Consider the following 15,688-nt stretch of genomic DNA (forward strand, 5'->3'; position numbering starts at 1 on the left):
CGCCTCATGCGCCGATCCTCCTGAAGGCGGCGCGCAGCGCCTGCACGGCCCGCAGGCTCTGCCGCTCGTCATGGGCGGCATAGCCGAGCAGCAGCCCGTGCTCGGGCATCGTCGAATGGTAGTTGTTCGAGATGCCCTGGACGTCGAGCCCTTCCTTGACGGCGGCCGCGACCACGTCGCGATCGCTCATCGGCCGTTTGAAGGACGCCAGCACCTGCATGCCGGCGTCGTTCTCGGCGACGCTGACCCATTCGCCGAGATGCTCCTCGCAGAGGCGGACGAACTGCGCCTGCCGGCGGGCATAGAGGCGGCGCATGCGCTTCAGATGCGTCGCGAAATAGCCCTGGCGGATGAAATCGTTAACCGTCGCCTGCAGGATCAGCGGCGCGAACTGCCCGGTGATGCTGACCGCCTTGTCGAAAGACTCGGACAGTTCCCGCGGCACGATCAGATAGCCGATCCTCAGCGCCGGGATCAGCGTCTTGCCGAAGGAGCCGATATAGATGACGCGGTCGGCGTGATCGAGGCCGCGCAGCGCCGGAATGGGGCTGCCGCGATAGCGATATTCGCCGTCATAATCGTCCTCGATGATCCAGGCGCCGGCGCGGTCGGCGATCGCCAGCAATTGCAGCCGCTCCTCTATCCGCATGATGGTGCCGAAGGGCCATTGGCAGGACGGCGTCACATAGATCAGCCGGGGCGTCGGCAGGTCGGGATCGGCGAGGTTCCAGCCGCGGCGGTCGACCATCAGCGGAGCGAGGCGGGCGCCGCTCGCCAGGAACGCGCTCTTGGCGCCGAGATAGCCCGGCTCCTCCATCCAGACATTGTCGCCCTCGTCCATCAGCACGCGCGAGACGAGGTCGAGCGCCGCCTGCGCGCCCGTCACCACGATCACCTGGTCGGCCGAGCAGGTGATGCCGCGCGAGACGGAGATGTTATTGGCGATCGTCTGGCGCAGGCCCGGATGGCCGGCGAAGGAGAGATAGCCGAGCAGGCTTTCGTCGCGGCTGCGCGAATTGCGCAGGAGCAGGCTGCTCCAGATCGAGAAGGGAAACAGCGTCGTCTCCGGCACGCCGGGATGGAGATTGACGACGCCGGCGTTGCGCGGCGGCTGCGGCCCGTTGACGATCGTCCGCCCGCGCCGCGACAGGCGGTCGGGATTGTGCGGGTGGACGCGCGCCGCCGGGCTCGAGCGGCATTGCTGGATCTGCGCCACCCAGGTGCCCGAGCCCGCCCGTGCCTCGATGAAGCCCTCGGCGAGCAATTGGTCATAGGCGGCGATGACGGTGTTGCGCCCGACATTCAGATCCTCGGCCAGCGAACGCGTCGAGGGCAGCAGCGTCTGTGACGGGATCTGGCCCGAGAGGATATAGCGGCGGAGCGAACCATAGATCTGCCGGTGCATCGGCTCGCTGCAGGTCCGGTCGACCGAGATCAGGTCGATCGAGAGGCGCTGGTGCTCACCCATTGCCCGCCCTCCCGCTGAGGGAGCTTTCGCGCACGGCGAGGCGGACGGGCAGCAACTGGTCCTGCGGCGGCGCACCGCTCTCGATCGCCGCGATCAGCGCCTCGGCGGCGCGCGCGCCCATCTGCTCGGCGGGCTGCTCGATCGTGGTGAGGCGCGGATTGGCGACGGCGGCGAAGGGGATGCCGTCGAAGCCCGTGACCGCCACGTCCTGCGGCACGCGCAGCCCGACATTGCGCAGCGCATCGAGCAGGTGCAGCGCGAGCTTGTCGTCGTAGCACATCAGCACGTCCGGTCGTTCGCGGGCTGCGAGCCGCGCGACGGCGTCGATCTCCGCCCGGTCGAGGCTCGCCGAGAACTCGCGGATGCGCGGCTCGACATGCTGCGCCTCCAGCGCCCGGAGGATCGAACCGCGCCGCAGCCGGTTCGACGCGATGTCCGGCCCGTTGACATAGGAGAAGCGCTGGCGGCCGGTCGCGAGCAGATGCTCGACCAGAAGGTGGATGCCGACCGCATCGTCCGCACGGATCCGGCCAAGTGGCCGGTCCTCGGCATCCGCGCCCGTCCATTCCGGCAGCACGAACACGGCGTGGGCAGGCCGCAGGGCCTCGGCTGCTTCCTCGGGCGAGACCGGCGCGCTGCAGAAGGCGACGCCCTGCGCCTGATGCTCGCGCAGCGTCCTGAGCGCGCTGGCGCGGCGGCGATCCTCGCGCACGCCGTCCAGCATCAGCACCGTGTAGCCCGCCGCAGCCGCCGCCTGGCCGAAGCCGGCGACGATCATGCCGTGCACGGGATCGGTGACGTCGGGGACGAGGAGCCCCAGCGTGTGGCTGGCCTGACGGGCGAGGCTGCGCGCCGCGGCATTGGGGACATAGCCGAGCTCGCGCGCCACGCGGGCGACGTCGGTGCGGGTCTGCTCACTGATGATCGGGCTGCCGCGGAGCGCCCGCGATACCGTCGCCTCGGACAGATCGAGCGCCCGCGCGATGTCGGAAAGAGTGGGGCGAGACGTCCTGCGTGATGAGGTCATTGCCGCCAGTGCCATGCCGAGAAGCGCCGATGCTACAAATGAATGCAAGCGCTTGCAAGAGACTCATCCGGAGATCGTCCGACCCGGATTTCGTCCATCAAGCTCATGAAATAGCGCACTATTTGGCGTTTCCCTTTGACTCGTTGCGCATCCGCTTGTTGAATACCTATGCACACGTCGCCGGCGAGGAGTACGCATCATGCAAACGTTTGCAGGAGAGGTCGCATGAGGATTGCGATTGTCGGGACCGGGGGCATCGCCCGCGTCCATCGGCGCATCATCCGCGATCTCGGCGGCGAGTTGGTCGGCGTCTGCGGCCGTTCACGCGCGGCGGCCGCGGCGCTCGCGCCGGTGCCGGCCTATGACGATCTCGCGGCGATGCTGGACGAGCAGCGTCCCGATGTCCTGCATGTCTGCACGCCCAACCATTTGCACGAAGCCCATGCGCTGGCCGGCTTCGCCGCCGGGGCGCATGTCCTCTGCGAAAAACCGATGGCGACCTCGCTCGCTGCGGCGGAACGCATGATCGAGGCGGCGGTGCGCGCCGGGCGCATCGGCGCGGTCGCGTATAATTATCGCGGCTATCCGCTGGTGGCGGCGCTGCGGCGCAAGGTGCGGGAGGGGGTCTTCGGCGCCCTGCGCCGCGTCTCCGGCTGCTATCTGTCCGAAGATGGCTTCGATCCCGCGAAATATATGTGGCACTTCACGCCGGGCAGCGTCGGCCCCGGCTATGCGCTGATGGATGTCGGCGTGCACTGGCTCGATCTGGTCGAGCACGTCACCGGCGAGCGCATCGTCGAGATCGCGGCGCAGCTCTCGATCCACCAGCGCGAGCGGATCTGGCGCGGCGGCGAAGGGCAGGGCCCGCGGCCACCGGGACACATGGCCGAGGACGGCTCGGTCCGCGTCATGGTCGATGTCGAGGATCAGGTCGACCTGCTGGTGCGCCTTTCGGGTGGCGGTGGTGGTAGCGCGACGATCAGCTGCGTATCGGTCGGCCACCCGAACACCATCGTCCTGTCGGTCGATGGCGCGCTCAAAGGGTTCGACTGGAACCAGGAGGAACCGAACACCTATCGCGAGCGGAGCGTCGACGGCACGCTGATCCGCCAGCGCGCGCCTTCGCTCATGGCGGCGGAGGAGGCCGATCTCACCGCGCTGCCCGCGGGCCATGCCGAAGGCTATATCGACGCATTCCGCAACATCGTCGCCGCCGCCTGGGCCGGCATGCGCGGCGAAACGGATGCGTTTCCGACCTTCGCCGACGGCCTCAGGGGCATCCGCCTCGTCGAGGCGGCGGTCACGAGCGCGCGGGAAAAGCGCGCCATCGCAGTCGGCTGAGCCAAGGGCTCAGCCGTCCTCCCGCGTGACGACCGTGAAGCCCGCCTCGCGGGCCGTTGCGAGCAGCGAACGGTAGCCCTTGGTCGCGTATTCGAGCGGCGGCGCCTTGGCCGGATCCTGCTCCGCCTCGACGACGAGCCAGCCCTCATAGCCGCGCGCGGCCAGCGGCTTCAGCAATGCGAGGAAATCGACGCTGCCATCGCCCGGCACGGTGAAGATGCCGTCCAGCACGGCGCCCATGAAGCTCATATCGGTGCGCCGCGCCTTTTCCAGCATGGCCGGCCGCACGTCCTTGCAATGGAAGTGCACCACGCGGTCTATATTGCGCGCCAGCAGCCGCGCCGGATCGCCGCCGGAAAAGAGACAGTGGCCGGTATCGAACAGCAGGCCGACGCTGTGGCCGGTGACATCCATGAGCCGGTCGATCTCCGCGTCGGTCTCGATGATCGTTCCCATATGGTGGTGGAACGCCATGCCGACGCCAAACTCCGCCATGCTGTCGGCGAGGCGCGTGATCTTCTCGCCATAGCCTTGCCACTCATGCTCCTCGAGCTTCGGGCGCTGCGAGATCGGGCCGAAGATGCCGTCATGACGGCCACGAGAGGTATCGGCATAGACGACATGCTTCGCGCCGAGGTCGCGGAGCAGGGTGAGATGCGGCAGGATCGCCTCGAACTCGACCTCCACCGCGCGTTCGAGGATTCGGCCGTCATACCAGCCGGAGACGAGGTCCAGCCCGTAGCGCGCGAGGATCGGGCCGAGCACCGCCGACTGGCGCGGATACTTGCCGCCGAGCTCCGTGCCGCGATAGCCCGCCTGCCGCATCTCGGCGAGGCAGGTTTCGAGCGGCGTGTCACCACCCAGCTCCGGCACGTCGTCATTGGTCCAGGTGATCGGATTGATGCCGATGCGAACGCTCATTGCGCCGTGCTCCCACGCGTTTCGGGGTGATGAGTTTCGGGATCCGCGATGCGCCCGCCGCTCGCGCTCGAATCGAGGATGGCGTCGCAGAGCGCGCTGATGCGGGCCGCCTCAGCGAGATCCGGCGCGAGGCTCTGGCCCGCCGCGATGGCGCGCAGAAACGACGCGATCTCGATGGTCTTCAGATCGTTGAAGCCGATCTGGTGCCCCGGCGCCGGCAGGAACGCCGCGAAGTCGGGGTGGCTCGCATTGGCGAGGATGGTGCGGAAGCCTTGCCCCTCGGCGCTTTGCCCGGCCTCGTAGATCCGTAGTTCGTTCATCCGCTCGGCGTCGAAGGCGATCGTCGCGCCCTCGCAGACGATCTCGAACGAGACCTCCATCTTGCGGCCGAGCGCGACGCGGCTGGTCTCGACCGTGCCGACGGCGCCACTCTCGAAGACGAGCGTCGCCGCGGCATAGTCCTCGTTCTCGACCACCCGAGGCCCCGTCGGCGAGGGGCGCGCCGTGTGAAAGGTCCGGGCGAGGCCGGAGAGCTCCGCGATCGGGCCGCAGAGGAAGCGGAGCATCGCGAGGATATGGTAGCCGAGATCGCCGAGCGCGCCGAAGCGCCCGGCGCTCGCCTGCGACAGGCGCCAGCCATGCGGGGCGGCGGGATCAGCGAGATAATCCTCGAAATGCCGGCCGCGTACCTGCAGCACGCGCCCGAAGGCGCCGCTTCCGATCAGGTCTCTGGCATGGCGGACCAGCGGCAGGCGGACATAGGTGAAGCCGACGGCGTTCACCGTTCCGGTCTCGGCGGCGAGCGTCGCAAGGCGCCGCGCCTCCGCCGTGCCGAGCCCGACCGGCTTCTCGCACAGCACCGGCTTGCCGTTCTTCAGCGCGAATTCCGCGATCGGGAAGTGCAGGAAGCCGGGAACGGCGATCACCACCGCATCCGATTGCTCGACGGCCTCCTGCCAGGATGCCGTCGCGCGATCGAAGCCGAGACGGGCGGCCGCCGCGGTGGCGCGCGCCTCGCTATCCTCGGCGAGGATATGGGCACGCGCCTTCAGCGGCAGGTCCGGGAAGGCGAGGTTCGCGGCATGGATCGCCAGCGCATGCGAACGGCCGATGAAGCCGGCGCCGACCAGCGCAAATCGTGTTTCGGACGTCATGAGGAACTCCGGCAGCCCGCTGAAGGGCGGATCACGCCAGAGCTTGGCAAGCCGACGGTCCTCCCTCTAGGTCCGCTTCGCCGCGATTTCCCGGAACCAGTTCGGGCCGCCGCCCGGGGCCCGAGGGAACCGACGCCGCGGCGGGCCGTTCAGGTTGCTGGAATCAGATCGCAGGAAGAGGAGGACGACCATGCCCCGTGGCGACAAATCGAAATATACGGACAAGCAGGAGCGCAAGGCGGACCATATCGCCGAGAGCTATGAGGAAAAGGGCGTCTCGACCGACGAGGCGGAGCGCCGTGCCTGGGCGACCGTCAACAAGGACGATGGCGGCGGCAAGAAGCCAGGCGGCTCGGGACGCGGCAAGGACACCGGCCATCCCGCTGCGCATCGCGGCGGCAAGCTCGGCGGCGAGGCCGCAGCGGAGCGGCCAGCCGCAGAGCGCTCGCGCTCGGCCAAGAAGGCCGCAGAGACGCGAAAGCGCAATGCCGCCGCCGGCTGAGCCCCTCAGGAGGCGTTCAAGAGCGCCTTGCGGAATCGCATCAGCGCCAGGCTGAAAAAGGCGGCGCCGATCACCACCAAAGCGGCGAGTTGCGGCCAGATCACCGCGATGCCGGCGCCGCGATAGAGGATCGCCTGCGACAGCGCCACGAAATGCGTCGAGGGCGAGACCTGCATCGCATAGCGCAGCCAGTTCGGCATGCTTTCGATCGGCGTGGTGCTGCCGGAGAGCAGGATCATGACGATCAGCACCGGCATCACGATCAGTCCGAACTGCGCCATCGAGGTCGAGGCGGTGGCGATGAGGATGCCGAGCGACGTGACCGAGAACAGATAGAGCGTGGCCGAGGCGAGGAAGAGCGGGATCGATCCCTGCACGGGCACGCCGAGCAGCCGCTCGACGATGGCGAAGAGCGAGATGCCGGCCGCGACGATGATCACGAGACCATTGGCCCAGATCTTGGCGAGCATGATCTCCGTCGGCGTCACGGGCATGACCAGGAGGTGCTCGATCGTGCCGTGCTCGCGCTCGCGGATCAGCGCCGCACCGCTCAGGATCATCGACAGCATCGTCACATTGTTGATGACCTGCATCAGCGCGGTGAACCAGGACGAGACGAGGTTCGGATTGAACTTGGCGCGAACGACGAGGTCGATCGGCTGGCTGGAACTGGCGCCGAGCGCGGCGACGGCTTCCTGCAGCAGGATCGATTGCAGATAGGACGCGCCATTGCCGGCCTGCGACATCGCGGTCGCATCGACATTGATCTGGACCGAGGGCTTCTTGCCGGCCAGCGCATCCTGCTCGAACTTGGGCGGGATCTCGATGACGAAGACGAACTGCCCGGAATCCATCACGGCATCGATCTGGTCGGCCCCGATCGATACCGGTTCCTTGAAGAAGGGTGCGAGGATCGCGTCGCGGAGCCGCCCCGAAAGGTTCGACTGATCCTCGTCGACGATCGCGACGGAGGCGTTCAGCACCTCCATCTTGGCGCCGGTCGAGACCGCATAGATCGCGACGGTGAAGGCATAGACGATCAGCAGCACCAGAACCGGATCGGCCTTGAGGCTGTAGAGCTCCTTGACGCCGAGGCGGAAGACGCGGGCGATCCGCGCGGCGGGGGTCTTCATCGAGCGGCTCGCCATGCTCAGGCTCCCTGCTTGCGCAGCGCGACGACGGCGGCGCCGATGAAGCCGAGCGCGAAGAGCACCAGCACGAGCATGTTCGGCCACAGTTCCGCGAAGCCGAGCCCCTTGGCGAAGGCGCCGACGCTGATCGGCTGGTACCAGGCCGCGGGGAAGGCGAGCCCGAGCAGCCGCCCGCCGCCCGACAGCGAGGAGACCGGAACCAGCAGGCCGGAGAAGTTCACCGACGGGATGATGGCGATGATGGCGGTGGCGAAGATCGCCGCCACCTGGCTCTTCACGAAGGAGGAGACGAACAGGCCGAAGCCGGTCGTCGCCAGCACATAGGCGAGCGTCGCCGCCGCGAGCGTCAGGAACGATCCCTTGACGGGCACGTCGAAGACGAAGCGCGCCAGCAGCACCAGCATCAGGAAATTGACGAAGGCGATCAGGGCATAGGGCAATTGCTTGCCGAGCAGGAATTCGACCTTGGTCACCGGCGTCGACTGGAAATTCGTGATCGAGCCGGATTCCTTCTCCTTCACGATGCCGATCGCCGTCATGATCGCCGGGATCAGCACCAGCACCAGCACGATGACGCTCGGCACGATGGCATTGGTGCTCTTGAAGGACTGGTTGTAGCGGAAGCGCGTCTCGATCCCGATCGGATAGGGCGACGCCGTCGTCCCCGTCTGGCGCTGAACCTCGTCGGTCAGATAGGTGAGGGCGAGGCCCGACACATAGCCGCGCATCGTCTCCGCTCGGAACGGCATCGCGCCGTCGATCCAGATGCCGACTTCCGGCTTGAGGCCCCGCATCAGGTCGCGGCCGAAAGTGGTCGGCACCTCGATCGCGAGCGCGATATCGCCGCTCTCGAGCCGCCGGTCGATCTCGTCCGGCGCGGTGATCGGCGCCTGTTCGTCGAAATAGCGCGAGCCCTGGAAGCTCTCCAGCAGTTGCCGGCTCTGCGCGCTCTGGTCCTGATCGAAGGCTGCGAAGCGCAGATGCTCGACATCGAACGAGATGCCGAAGCCGAAGGTCAGCATCAGCAGGAGCGGTCCGAGAAACGCGAAGACGAGCCGCGCCGGGTCACGCACGATCTCAAGCGCCTCGCGCCAGGCATAGGCCCAGAGGCGGCGCACATCGAAGCGGTTGAGCTTGGCCGGCGCGAAATCCTGCGTGTCCGCGCCGGAGTCGTCCTCCTGGGCGCCCATGCCCGCCGCCTCCAGCACGGCGATGAACACGTCCTCGAGCGAATCCATGCCCCGCTCGGCCTTGAGCTCGGCCGGACTGCCGACGGCCAGCACCTTGCCGGCATGCATCAGCGAGATGCGGTCGCAGCGTTCCGCCTCGTTCATGAAATGCGTCGACAGGAAGATCGTCACGTCTTCCTTGCGCGACAGTTCCAGGAGGATGCGCCAGAAGCCGTCGCGCGCCACGGGATCGACGCCCGAGGTCGGCTCGTCGAGGATCAGGATTTCCGGCCGGTGGACGAGGGCGACGGCGAGCTGCAGGCGCTGGCGCATGCCGAGCGGCATGCTGTCGGGGCGCTGGTCGGCGACGGCGCGCAGATCGAAGCGATCCAGCATCTCCTCGACCCGCGGCTCGATCTGGTCCATCGGCAGCTGGAACAGCTCGGCGTGCAGCACGAGGTTCTGCCGGACCGTCAGCTCGCCATAGAGCGAGAAGGCCTGCGACATGAAGCCGACGCGCCGGCGCGTCTCCATGTCGTTCGCGTTCAGCTTCTGGCCGAACAGCTTCGCCTCGCCTTCGCTCGCCGGTAAGAGGCCGGTCAGCATCCGCATCGTCGTGCTCTTGCCGGAGCCGTTGGAGCCGAGAAAGCCGAAAATCTCGCCCTTCTCGATCCGGAAGCTGACATGGTCGACGGCCGTGAACGTGCCGAAGCGAGCGGTGAGGCCCTCTGCCTCGATCGCCGGCGCGCCGTCCCCGCTGGTCCGCGGCAGATCGGGCAAGGGCGTGTCGGCCGCACGGATCTCCTCGGGCAGCAGCGCGACGAAGGCGCGCTCCAGCGTGTCCGCGCCGGCCTGCTGCCGGATCTCGCCCGGCGTTCCCCGGGCGATGATGCGGCCGTCATACATGGCGGCGAGCCAGTCGAACCGGTCGGCCTCCTCCATATAGGCGGTGGCGACGATGACGCTCATGCCGGGGCGGCGGGCGCGGATGCGGTCGATCAGCTCCCAGAACTGGCGGCGCGACAGCGGATCGATGCCGGTCGTCGGCTCGTCGAGGATGAGAAGGTCGGGGTCGTGGATCAGCGCGGCGCAGATGCCGAGCTTCTGCTTCATGCCGCCCGAGAGCTTGCCGGCGGGGCGGTCGCGGAACGGGGCGAGGCCGGTGGCGTCGAGCAGTCCAGTGATCCGCGCCGCGCGCTCGCTCGCGCCCTGGCCGAACAGGCGGCCGAAGAAATCGAGATTCTCTTCGATGCTCAGCGTCGGGTAGAGATTGCGGCCGAGACCCTGGGGCATATAGGCGATCCGCCCGCCCGCATCGCGGCGATCGGAGGCCTTGGTCATGTCCGCGCCGAGCACGCTCACGCTGCCGGTCTGGATCTTGGTCACGCCGGCGACGATGCCGAGCAGTGTCGACTTGCCGACGCCGTCGGGACCGATCAGGCCGGCCATGATCCCGCTCGGCACCTCGATGTCGACGCCGTCGAGCGCGATCGTCTTGCCGTAGCGGTGGCCGACGCCGGCGAAGCGGATCGCCGGGGTGCTCATTTCGGCAGCTTCACCTCGAGTTCGGCCGGCCATGTGAGCTTCGGATCGGTGCGCATATAGGCGACGCCGCGCACGCCGGTCTTCACATAGTTCTCATATTCCTGCAGCAGCGTCGGGGCGATCTGGAGCTTGACGCGGAACATCAGCTTCTCCCGCTCGTCGCTGGTCTCGACGGTCTTCGGCGTGAATTGCGCGCTGCCTGCGACAAAGGAAACGGTCGCCGGCACGACGTAATCGGGCGCCGGATCGAGCACGATCCGCGCCTCGTCGCTGATCTTCAGCACGCCGGCGACGCGCGCGGGCACAAACACCGTCATGTAGACGCTGGCAAGATCGAGCAGCGTCACGATCGGCGCCCCAGCGCCCACAACCTCGCCCGACTGGACGAGCTTGTATTCGACCCGCCCCCGGCGCGGCGCCTTGAGCACAGAGTCATCGATCATCGAGGCGATGCGCGCGACATCGGCGCGGGCCGCGTCGGCGGCGGCCTTGGCATCGTCGAGGCTGGCATTGGCCGCATTCAGCGCGGCTCGGGCGACATTCAGCGTGGATTGCTTCAGGTCGACCGCCTGCTGCGTGCCGAAGCCCTTGTCCTTGAGCTGAGAGGCGCGGTCGAATTCCTGCTCGGCGAGGGCGAGTTCGCTCTGCCGCTGCGCGATCGCCGCCTCAGCGCTCGCAATCGCAGTCTCGGCGCGGCGGACCTGCGCATTGCCGCCCGCGAGTTCGGCGTCGAGCTCGCTCGTATCCATGCGCGCGATGACGGCGCCCGCATCGACGGTGTCGCCTTCATTGACCAGCACTTCGGAGACCCGGCCGGCGAGCTTGGCGGAGACGAGGATTTCGTCGGCCTCGATGCGACCATTCGCAGCCGCGATCCCGTCGGGCAGCCGCTTGCCGCCGAGCTTCTGCCAGAGTGCCTGCAGCTTGGCCGTGAACCCGCCGGAGTCATCCGCCATCGCCGGTCGCGGCGTGCTGACGGAGGTCGCGAGAACGAGGGCGAAAGCGATGAGGATCGGCCTTGAGAAGAGCACGAGCATCTCCGCGAATGTGTGTGTTCGGGTTGAGCCTATCACACCGCAACCTAACGGATGCACATGTCAGCGCTGTTGACCTAAGTCACGCGCCCCATGTGGACTTCGTGCCGCGTGCCGGCGCGCTACCCGGAGCCGATCAGGATGCCGGCCGCCAGAACGAGGGCGCCGCCGAGCACGACCTGCAGCGCCGCGCGGAAGAACGGCGTCTCCATGAAGCGGTTCTGGATATAGGCGATGGCCCACAGCTCGACGAAGACGACGGCGATGGCGATCGCGGTCGCGGTCCAGAAATGCGGGATGAAATAGGGCAGGGCATGCCCGAGCCCGCCGATCGCCGTCATGATGCCGGAGGCGAGGCCGCGCTTCAGCGGCGATCCGCGCCCCGACAGAACGCCGTCGTCATGGGCCGCTTCCGTGAAGCCCATGGAAATGCCGGCGCCGGTGGCGGCAGCAAGGCCGACCAGCAGCGTGGTGCGCGAATCCTGCGTCGCGAACGCCGTCGCGAAGATCGGCGCGAGCGTCGAGACAGAGCCGTCCATGAGGCCGGCGAGGCCCGGCTGCACCCAGGTCAGGATGAACTGGCGGCGCGCCTGATGCGCTTCCTCGGCGCGCGCATCGTCCGGCAGATGGGTTGCTTCCGCCTCGCTGGCCCGCACCATGTGCTGGCTTTCCTGCGCGGCGAGATCGCCGAGCAGTTCGCGCGTCTGCGGATCGCTGGTCCGCTGCGCGGCGGCCAGGTAATAGTTGTAGGCGTCGGCCTCCATATTGGCCGCTTCCTGCCGGATCCGCTCGATGCCGAGATTCTCGACCAGCCAGATCGGCCGGCGCGAATAATAGCCGGTGATGTGCTCGCGGCGGATGAGCGGGATCGTATCGCCGAAACGGCGCTGGAACTCGCCGATCAGGCGCTTGCGATGCACGTCCTCCTCGGCCGCCATCTCGTCGAACATGGCGGCGGAGCCGGGATAGTCCTTGCGCAGATGCTCCGCATAGGTCGCGTAGATGCGGCCGTCATCCTCTTCCGACGAAATCGCCAGCGCGAGGATTTCCTTTTCCGAAAGCTCGGAGAAGCGCTTGCGGTCGGTCCGGGTGAAGAGCATTGCGATGGCCTCTGTTTAGAATGCGTCTAAACAGGCAGCCTGATGCCGTCAACCGTGCCGTCCGTCCCTCAGACCGGCGCCAGCGAGACCGCATCCTCGTTGGCGGGCTCGCCCTTGGCCTCGGAAATCGCGTCTTCGATGGTCGCGCGATAGCTCACCATCTCCGACGTGACGTCGTGCCGGAGCAGCGTCTGGCGCACGGTGAGCGTGGTGCCGGTGAGATAGAGCTTCGTGCCGTGCCGCACGGCTTTTCGCACGACGCCGTAGATCGTGTTCGCCGCCGTCGAATCGAGGAAGGGAACGGCCGAGAAGTCGATCACCACCGTCTTGCGCTGGTCGGCGATGCTGTCGAGCACCGAGCCGACCGAAGAGGCGGCGGCAAAGAAGAAGGCGCCGGTGATGCGATAGACGATGATGTCCTTGTCGGTCGCCATCGCCGAATTGTAGCGCGTGCGCGGCTCGGCATCGTCGGCCGTATCGTCGGCGACGAAGGGGGTCTGCGTCTCCACCGCCGTCGCCTGCGACATGCGGTTGATGAAGAGCAGCGCGCCAATGGTGAAGCCGACGACGATGCCGAGCGTGATGTCCTTGAACACCGTCAGCAGGAAGGTCGAGAGCAGCACGACGGCATCGCCATGCGAGGAGCGGAGCAGCACGGCGAATTCGTGCTTCTGCGCCATGTTCCAGGCGACGATGGCCAGCACGCCGGCCAGAGCGGGGAGGGGCACGTAGCTCGCGAGCGGCGCCGCGACCAGCATGAACGCCAGCAGGAAGGCCGAATGCAGCATGCCGGCAACCGGGCCATGCGCTCCGGCGCGCACATTCGTCGCGGTGCGGGCAAGAACGCCGGCGACGCTGAGCCCGCCGAAGAGCGCCGAGCCGAAATTGGCGATGCCCTGGGCCACCAGTTCGCAGTTCGAGCGATGGCGACGGCCGGTGATGCTGTCGGAGACGACGGCCGAAAGCAGGGATTCGATGGCGCCGAGCAGAGCGATGGCAACCGCCGCCGGGAACACCGCGATGGCCTTGTCGATCGTGAAGTCCGGCAGGCGCGGCACGGGCAGGGTGCTCGGGATGCCGCCAAAGCGCGTGCCGATCGTCTCGACGGGCAGCGAGAACGCCGCCGCCGCGATGGAGGCGATCACGACGGCGAAGAGCAGTCCGGGCCAGCCGGGACGGAATCGTTTCAGCCCCGAGATGATCAGGATCGTCAGCGCTGCGATCGCGATCGCGGCCGGATTGAACGTCCCCGCCACGTCAGCGAGCGCTGCGAGCTTGGGCAGCAGCGCGGCGGGCTCATGGTCGATCGTCAGCCCGAGAAGGTCCTTGATCTGGCCGGCGAAGATGATCGCCGCGATACCCGCGGTGAAGCCGACGGTCACCGGATAGGGGATGAATTTGACATAGGTGCCGAGCCTCAGGAAGCCGGCCGCGGCGAGCAGGATGCCCGCCATCATCGTGGCAAGCAGCACGCCATCGAAGCCGTATTGCGAGCCCGTCGCTGCGATCACGATGATGAACGAGGCCGAGGGGCCGCCGATCTGGAAACGGCTGCCGCCGAAGACGCTGACGAGGAAACCGCCGACGATGGAGGCATAGAGGCCGCGGTCGGGCGTCGTTCCCGCCGCGATGGCGAGCGCCATGGAGAGCGGCAGTGCGACGATCGCGACGGTCAATCCGGCGATGGCGTCGGCCTTGAGGTCGGAAAGATGATAGCCCTCCCGCAGGATCGTCACGAGTTTCGGCGTGAACATGCTGGCGAAACTGGGTCGATCGGAATGCGGTCGGCCCACGAGCGGAAGGGACATTTCCTGGCCTCATGGAGGGGGCGCTGGCCAAGAGCGAGCGCAAGAAGGGACGCGGAGTCTACATCATCGCCATATGGCCGGGGAATTGCTTTGACGATGGTCAAGCATCAATGTTCCATGCGCGGGAAGCATGGAACGGCACCGGCGCGGGAGCATCCTTATGTTGTCGGTCTTGTCTCGCTACGACGATGGGCGCAAGCAGCAGGTCGAGGCCGGCGCGGAGCTTCTGACCGAGGGCACGCGCTCGGGACGGCTCTTCGTGCTGGCCGACGGCGTTCTGGAGGTGGTGCGCGGCGACACGCAGGTCGCGCTCGTCACCGAGCCCGGCGCGATCTTCGGCGAGATGTCGGTGCTGCTGGACACGCCTCATACGGCGAGCGTGCGCGCGCTGATGCCGTCATCCGTCTATGTCTTTGACGACGCAGCCGCGTTCCTGCGCGCTGACCCCGAAATCGCGTTCTTCGTCGCCCGCATGCTGGCGCAGCGGCTCAACGCGGCGACCAGCTATCTGGTTGACGTCAAACAGCAATATGAGGGACACGGCGACCATCTCGGCATGGTGGGCGAGGTGCTGGAAAGCCTCCTCCACCAGCCCGACATGGACTTCAAGCCGGGATCTGATCGCCTGCCCGATCACGGGATGTGAGCCAGTCCGGCAGGCTGGTGAGGTAGGGCAGCGGTCGTTGCAGCGGCTGGTCGAGGCGGAAGGACTGCACGCCGGCCTGCGACAGCCAGACGGCCTCGCCGATCTCTGTATCGAGAATGATGTGGGCCGGCGGCGCACCATAGCTGTGGCCGGCATTGAAGATGATCGTCGACCCGATCTTGTCGACCCAGGAGCCACCCTTGGCGAAGGGCGACTGGTGCACATGGCCCGAGAACACGATATCCGGCCGATATTGCTCGATCCATTCGGTGAGCGCCGTGTCGCCGTAGTGGCGCTGCCCGGTCCAGCTCGTCGGCGAATTGTCCGGCGGCGCGTGATAGACCCAGATCCAGCGTGATTTCGGCTTCAACGCATCGGCAGCGATCTGCGCGCCGACCCGTTCGCGCGTCAGCGGGCCATCCCACCATGGGCAGATCGTGAACAGAATATCCTCGATCTGGACACTCTCGTCGTCGGCCGGAACGTCGCGATGGCGGAAATCGCGGATCCAGCGCGCGACCTTCTCGCCATTGCCGTCGCGCGAATCGAGATCATGATTGCCGGAACAGGTGATGAGCCGTGTCTTGGCGCGGATGCGGTCGATATATTTGCGCACCACCACGGTCTGCGCCCGCCAGTCGACCTGCGAGGCGAGGTCGAGATGGTCTCCGGCGATGACCACGAGGTCGAAATAGCCGGCGACATCGACCAGCCAGTCATACTGGGCGAGCGAATAATGCAGGTCGGCGACGATCAGACATCTCATGGCGCCATCTCCGCTGTGACGTCACGCTGTTCATCATGCCGGTCCGCCGTCCCCCA

General features: G+C 67.2%; 13 protein-coding genes. 3 read left to right on the forward strand and 10 right to left on the reverse strand.

The genetic code is table 11. The annotated features are described in order from the left end of the window. Positions 1-4 precede the first annotated feature (4 nt). Positions 5-1,468 carry a rhizopine catabolism transcriptional regulator MocR gene (mocR, locus tag GGR25_RS06895; RefSeq protein ID WP_183398021.1) on the reverse strand — a complete coding sequence of 488 codons (1,464 nt, stop codon included), beginning with the start codon at positions 1,466-1,468 and terminating at the stop codon, positions 5-7. Further along, positions 1,461-2,510, reverse strand: a complete 1,050-nt coding sequence (locus tag GGR25_RS06900; protein WP_183398022.1) for a LacI family DNA-binding transcriptional regulator — start codon at positions 2,508-2,510, stop codon at positions 1,461-1,463. Before GGR25_RS06900 ends, mocR begins: the two co-directional genes overlap by 8 nt. Before the next feature lie 210 nt (positions 2,511-2,720). Between GGR25_RS06900 and GGR25_RS06905 the strand changes: the two genes are divergently transcribed. Next, the gene (locus GGR25_RS06905; RefSeq protein WP_183398023.1) at positions 2,721-3,836 is read left to right on the forward strand and encodes a Gfo/Idh/MocA family protein; all 1,116 of its coding nucleotides are present in this window, start codon (positions 2,721-2,723) and stop codon (positions 3,834-3,836) included. A 9-nt stretch (positions 3,837-3,845) separates the two neighbouring features. On the opposite strand, the gene iolE is transcribed toward GGR25_RS06905, so the two are convergent. Both iolE and GGR25_RS06915 read right to left on the reverse strand, forming a co-directional pair. After that, entirely contained in the window at positions 3,846-4,757 is a 912-nt protein-coding gene (iolE, locus tag GGR25_RS06910) for a myo-inosose-2 dehydratase (RefSeq protein ID WP_183398024.1), read from the reverse strand. Beyond that, complete coding sequence (locus GGR25_RS06915) at positions 4,754-5,911, reverse strand: Gfo/Idh/MocA family protein (protein WP_183398025.1); 1,158 nt, start codon at positions 5,909-5,911, stop codon at positions 4,754-4,756. The genes iolE and GGR25_RS06915 overlap by 4 nt, the downstream gene beginning before the upstream one ends. Before the next feature lie 190 nt (positions 5,912-6,101). Here GGR25_RS06915 and GGR25_RS06920 point away from each other — a divergent pair, with 190 nt between their 5' ends. Then, positions 6,102-6,413: a plasmid stabilization protein gene (locus GGR25_RS06920; RefSeq protein ID WP_183398026.1), complete on the forward strand. Its 312-nt coding sequence runs from the start codon at positions 6,102-6,104 to the stop codon at positions 6,411-6,413. Between the two features lie 5 nt (positions 6,414-6,418). On the opposite strand, the gene GGR25_RS06925 is transcribed toward GGR25_RS06920, so the two are convergent. From GGR25_RS06925 to GGR25_RS06945, 5 genes are all read right to left on the reverse strand, one after another. After that, the gene (locus GGR25_RS06925; RefSeq protein WP_246409333.1) at positions 6,419-7,561 is read right to left on the reverse strand and encodes an ABC transporter permease; all 1,143 of its coding nucleotides are present in this window, start codon (positions 7,559-7,561) and stop codon (positions 6,419-6,421) included. A 2-nt stretch (positions 7,562-7,563) separates the two neighbouring features. Next, complete coding sequence (gene rbbA / locus GGR25_RS06930) at positions 7,564-10,278, reverse strand: ribosome-associated ATPase/putative transporter RbbA (RefSeq protein ID WP_183398027.1); 2,715 nt, start codon at positions 10,276-10,278, stop codon at positions 7,564-7,566. Further along, entirely contained in the window at positions 10,275-11,315 is a 1,041-nt protein-coding gene (locus tag GGR25_RS06935; RefSeq protein ID WP_380146359.1) for an HlyD family secretion protein, read from the reverse strand. The genes rbbA and GGR25_RS06935 overlap by 4 nt, the downstream gene beginning before the upstream one ends. A 119-nt stretch (positions 11,316-11,434) precedes the next feature. Next, positions 11,435-12,412 carry an iron exporter MbfA gene (gene mbfA, locus GGR25_RS06940; RefSeq protein ID WP_183398028.1) on the reverse strand — a complete coding sequence of 326 codons (978 nt, stop codon included), beginning with the start codon at positions 12,410-12,412 and terminating at the stop codon, positions 11,435-11,437. 68 nt (positions 12,413-12,480) lie between these two features. Continuing rightward, a complete protein-coding gene (locus GGR25_RS06945; RefSeq protein WP_183398029.1) occupies positions 12,481-14,220 on the reverse strand; it encodes a SulP family inorganic anion transporter in 1,740 nt (579 codons plus the stop codon). A gap of 130 nt (positions 14,221-14,350) precedes the next feature. On the opposite strand from GGR25_RS06945, the gene GGR25_RS06950 reads away from it, so the two are divergent. Continuing rightward, positions 14,351-14,866, forward strand: coding sequence for a Crp/Fnr family transcriptional regulator (locus tag GGR25_RS06950; RefSeq protein ID WP_380146358.1), 516 nt, complete (start codon positions 14,351-14,353; stop codon positions 14,864-14,866). Here the strand turns inward: GGR25_RS06950 and GGR25_RS06955 are convergent. After that, positions 14,826-15,632, reverse strand: a complete 807-nt coding sequence (locus GGR25_RS06955) for a metallophosphoesterase family protein (RefSeq protein ID WP_183398030.1) — start codon at positions 15,630-15,632, stop codon at positions 14,826-14,828. The genes GGR25_RS06950 and GGR25_RS06955 overlap by 41 nt on opposite strands. Between the last annotated feature and the right edge of the window lie 56 nt (positions 15,633-15,688).

Origin of the sequence: Kaistia hirudinis (genome assembly GCF_014196455.1) — a bacterium.
Lineage (GTDB): Bacteria > Pseudomonadota > Alphaproteobacteria > Rhizobiales > Kaistiaceae > Kaistia > Kaistia hirudinis.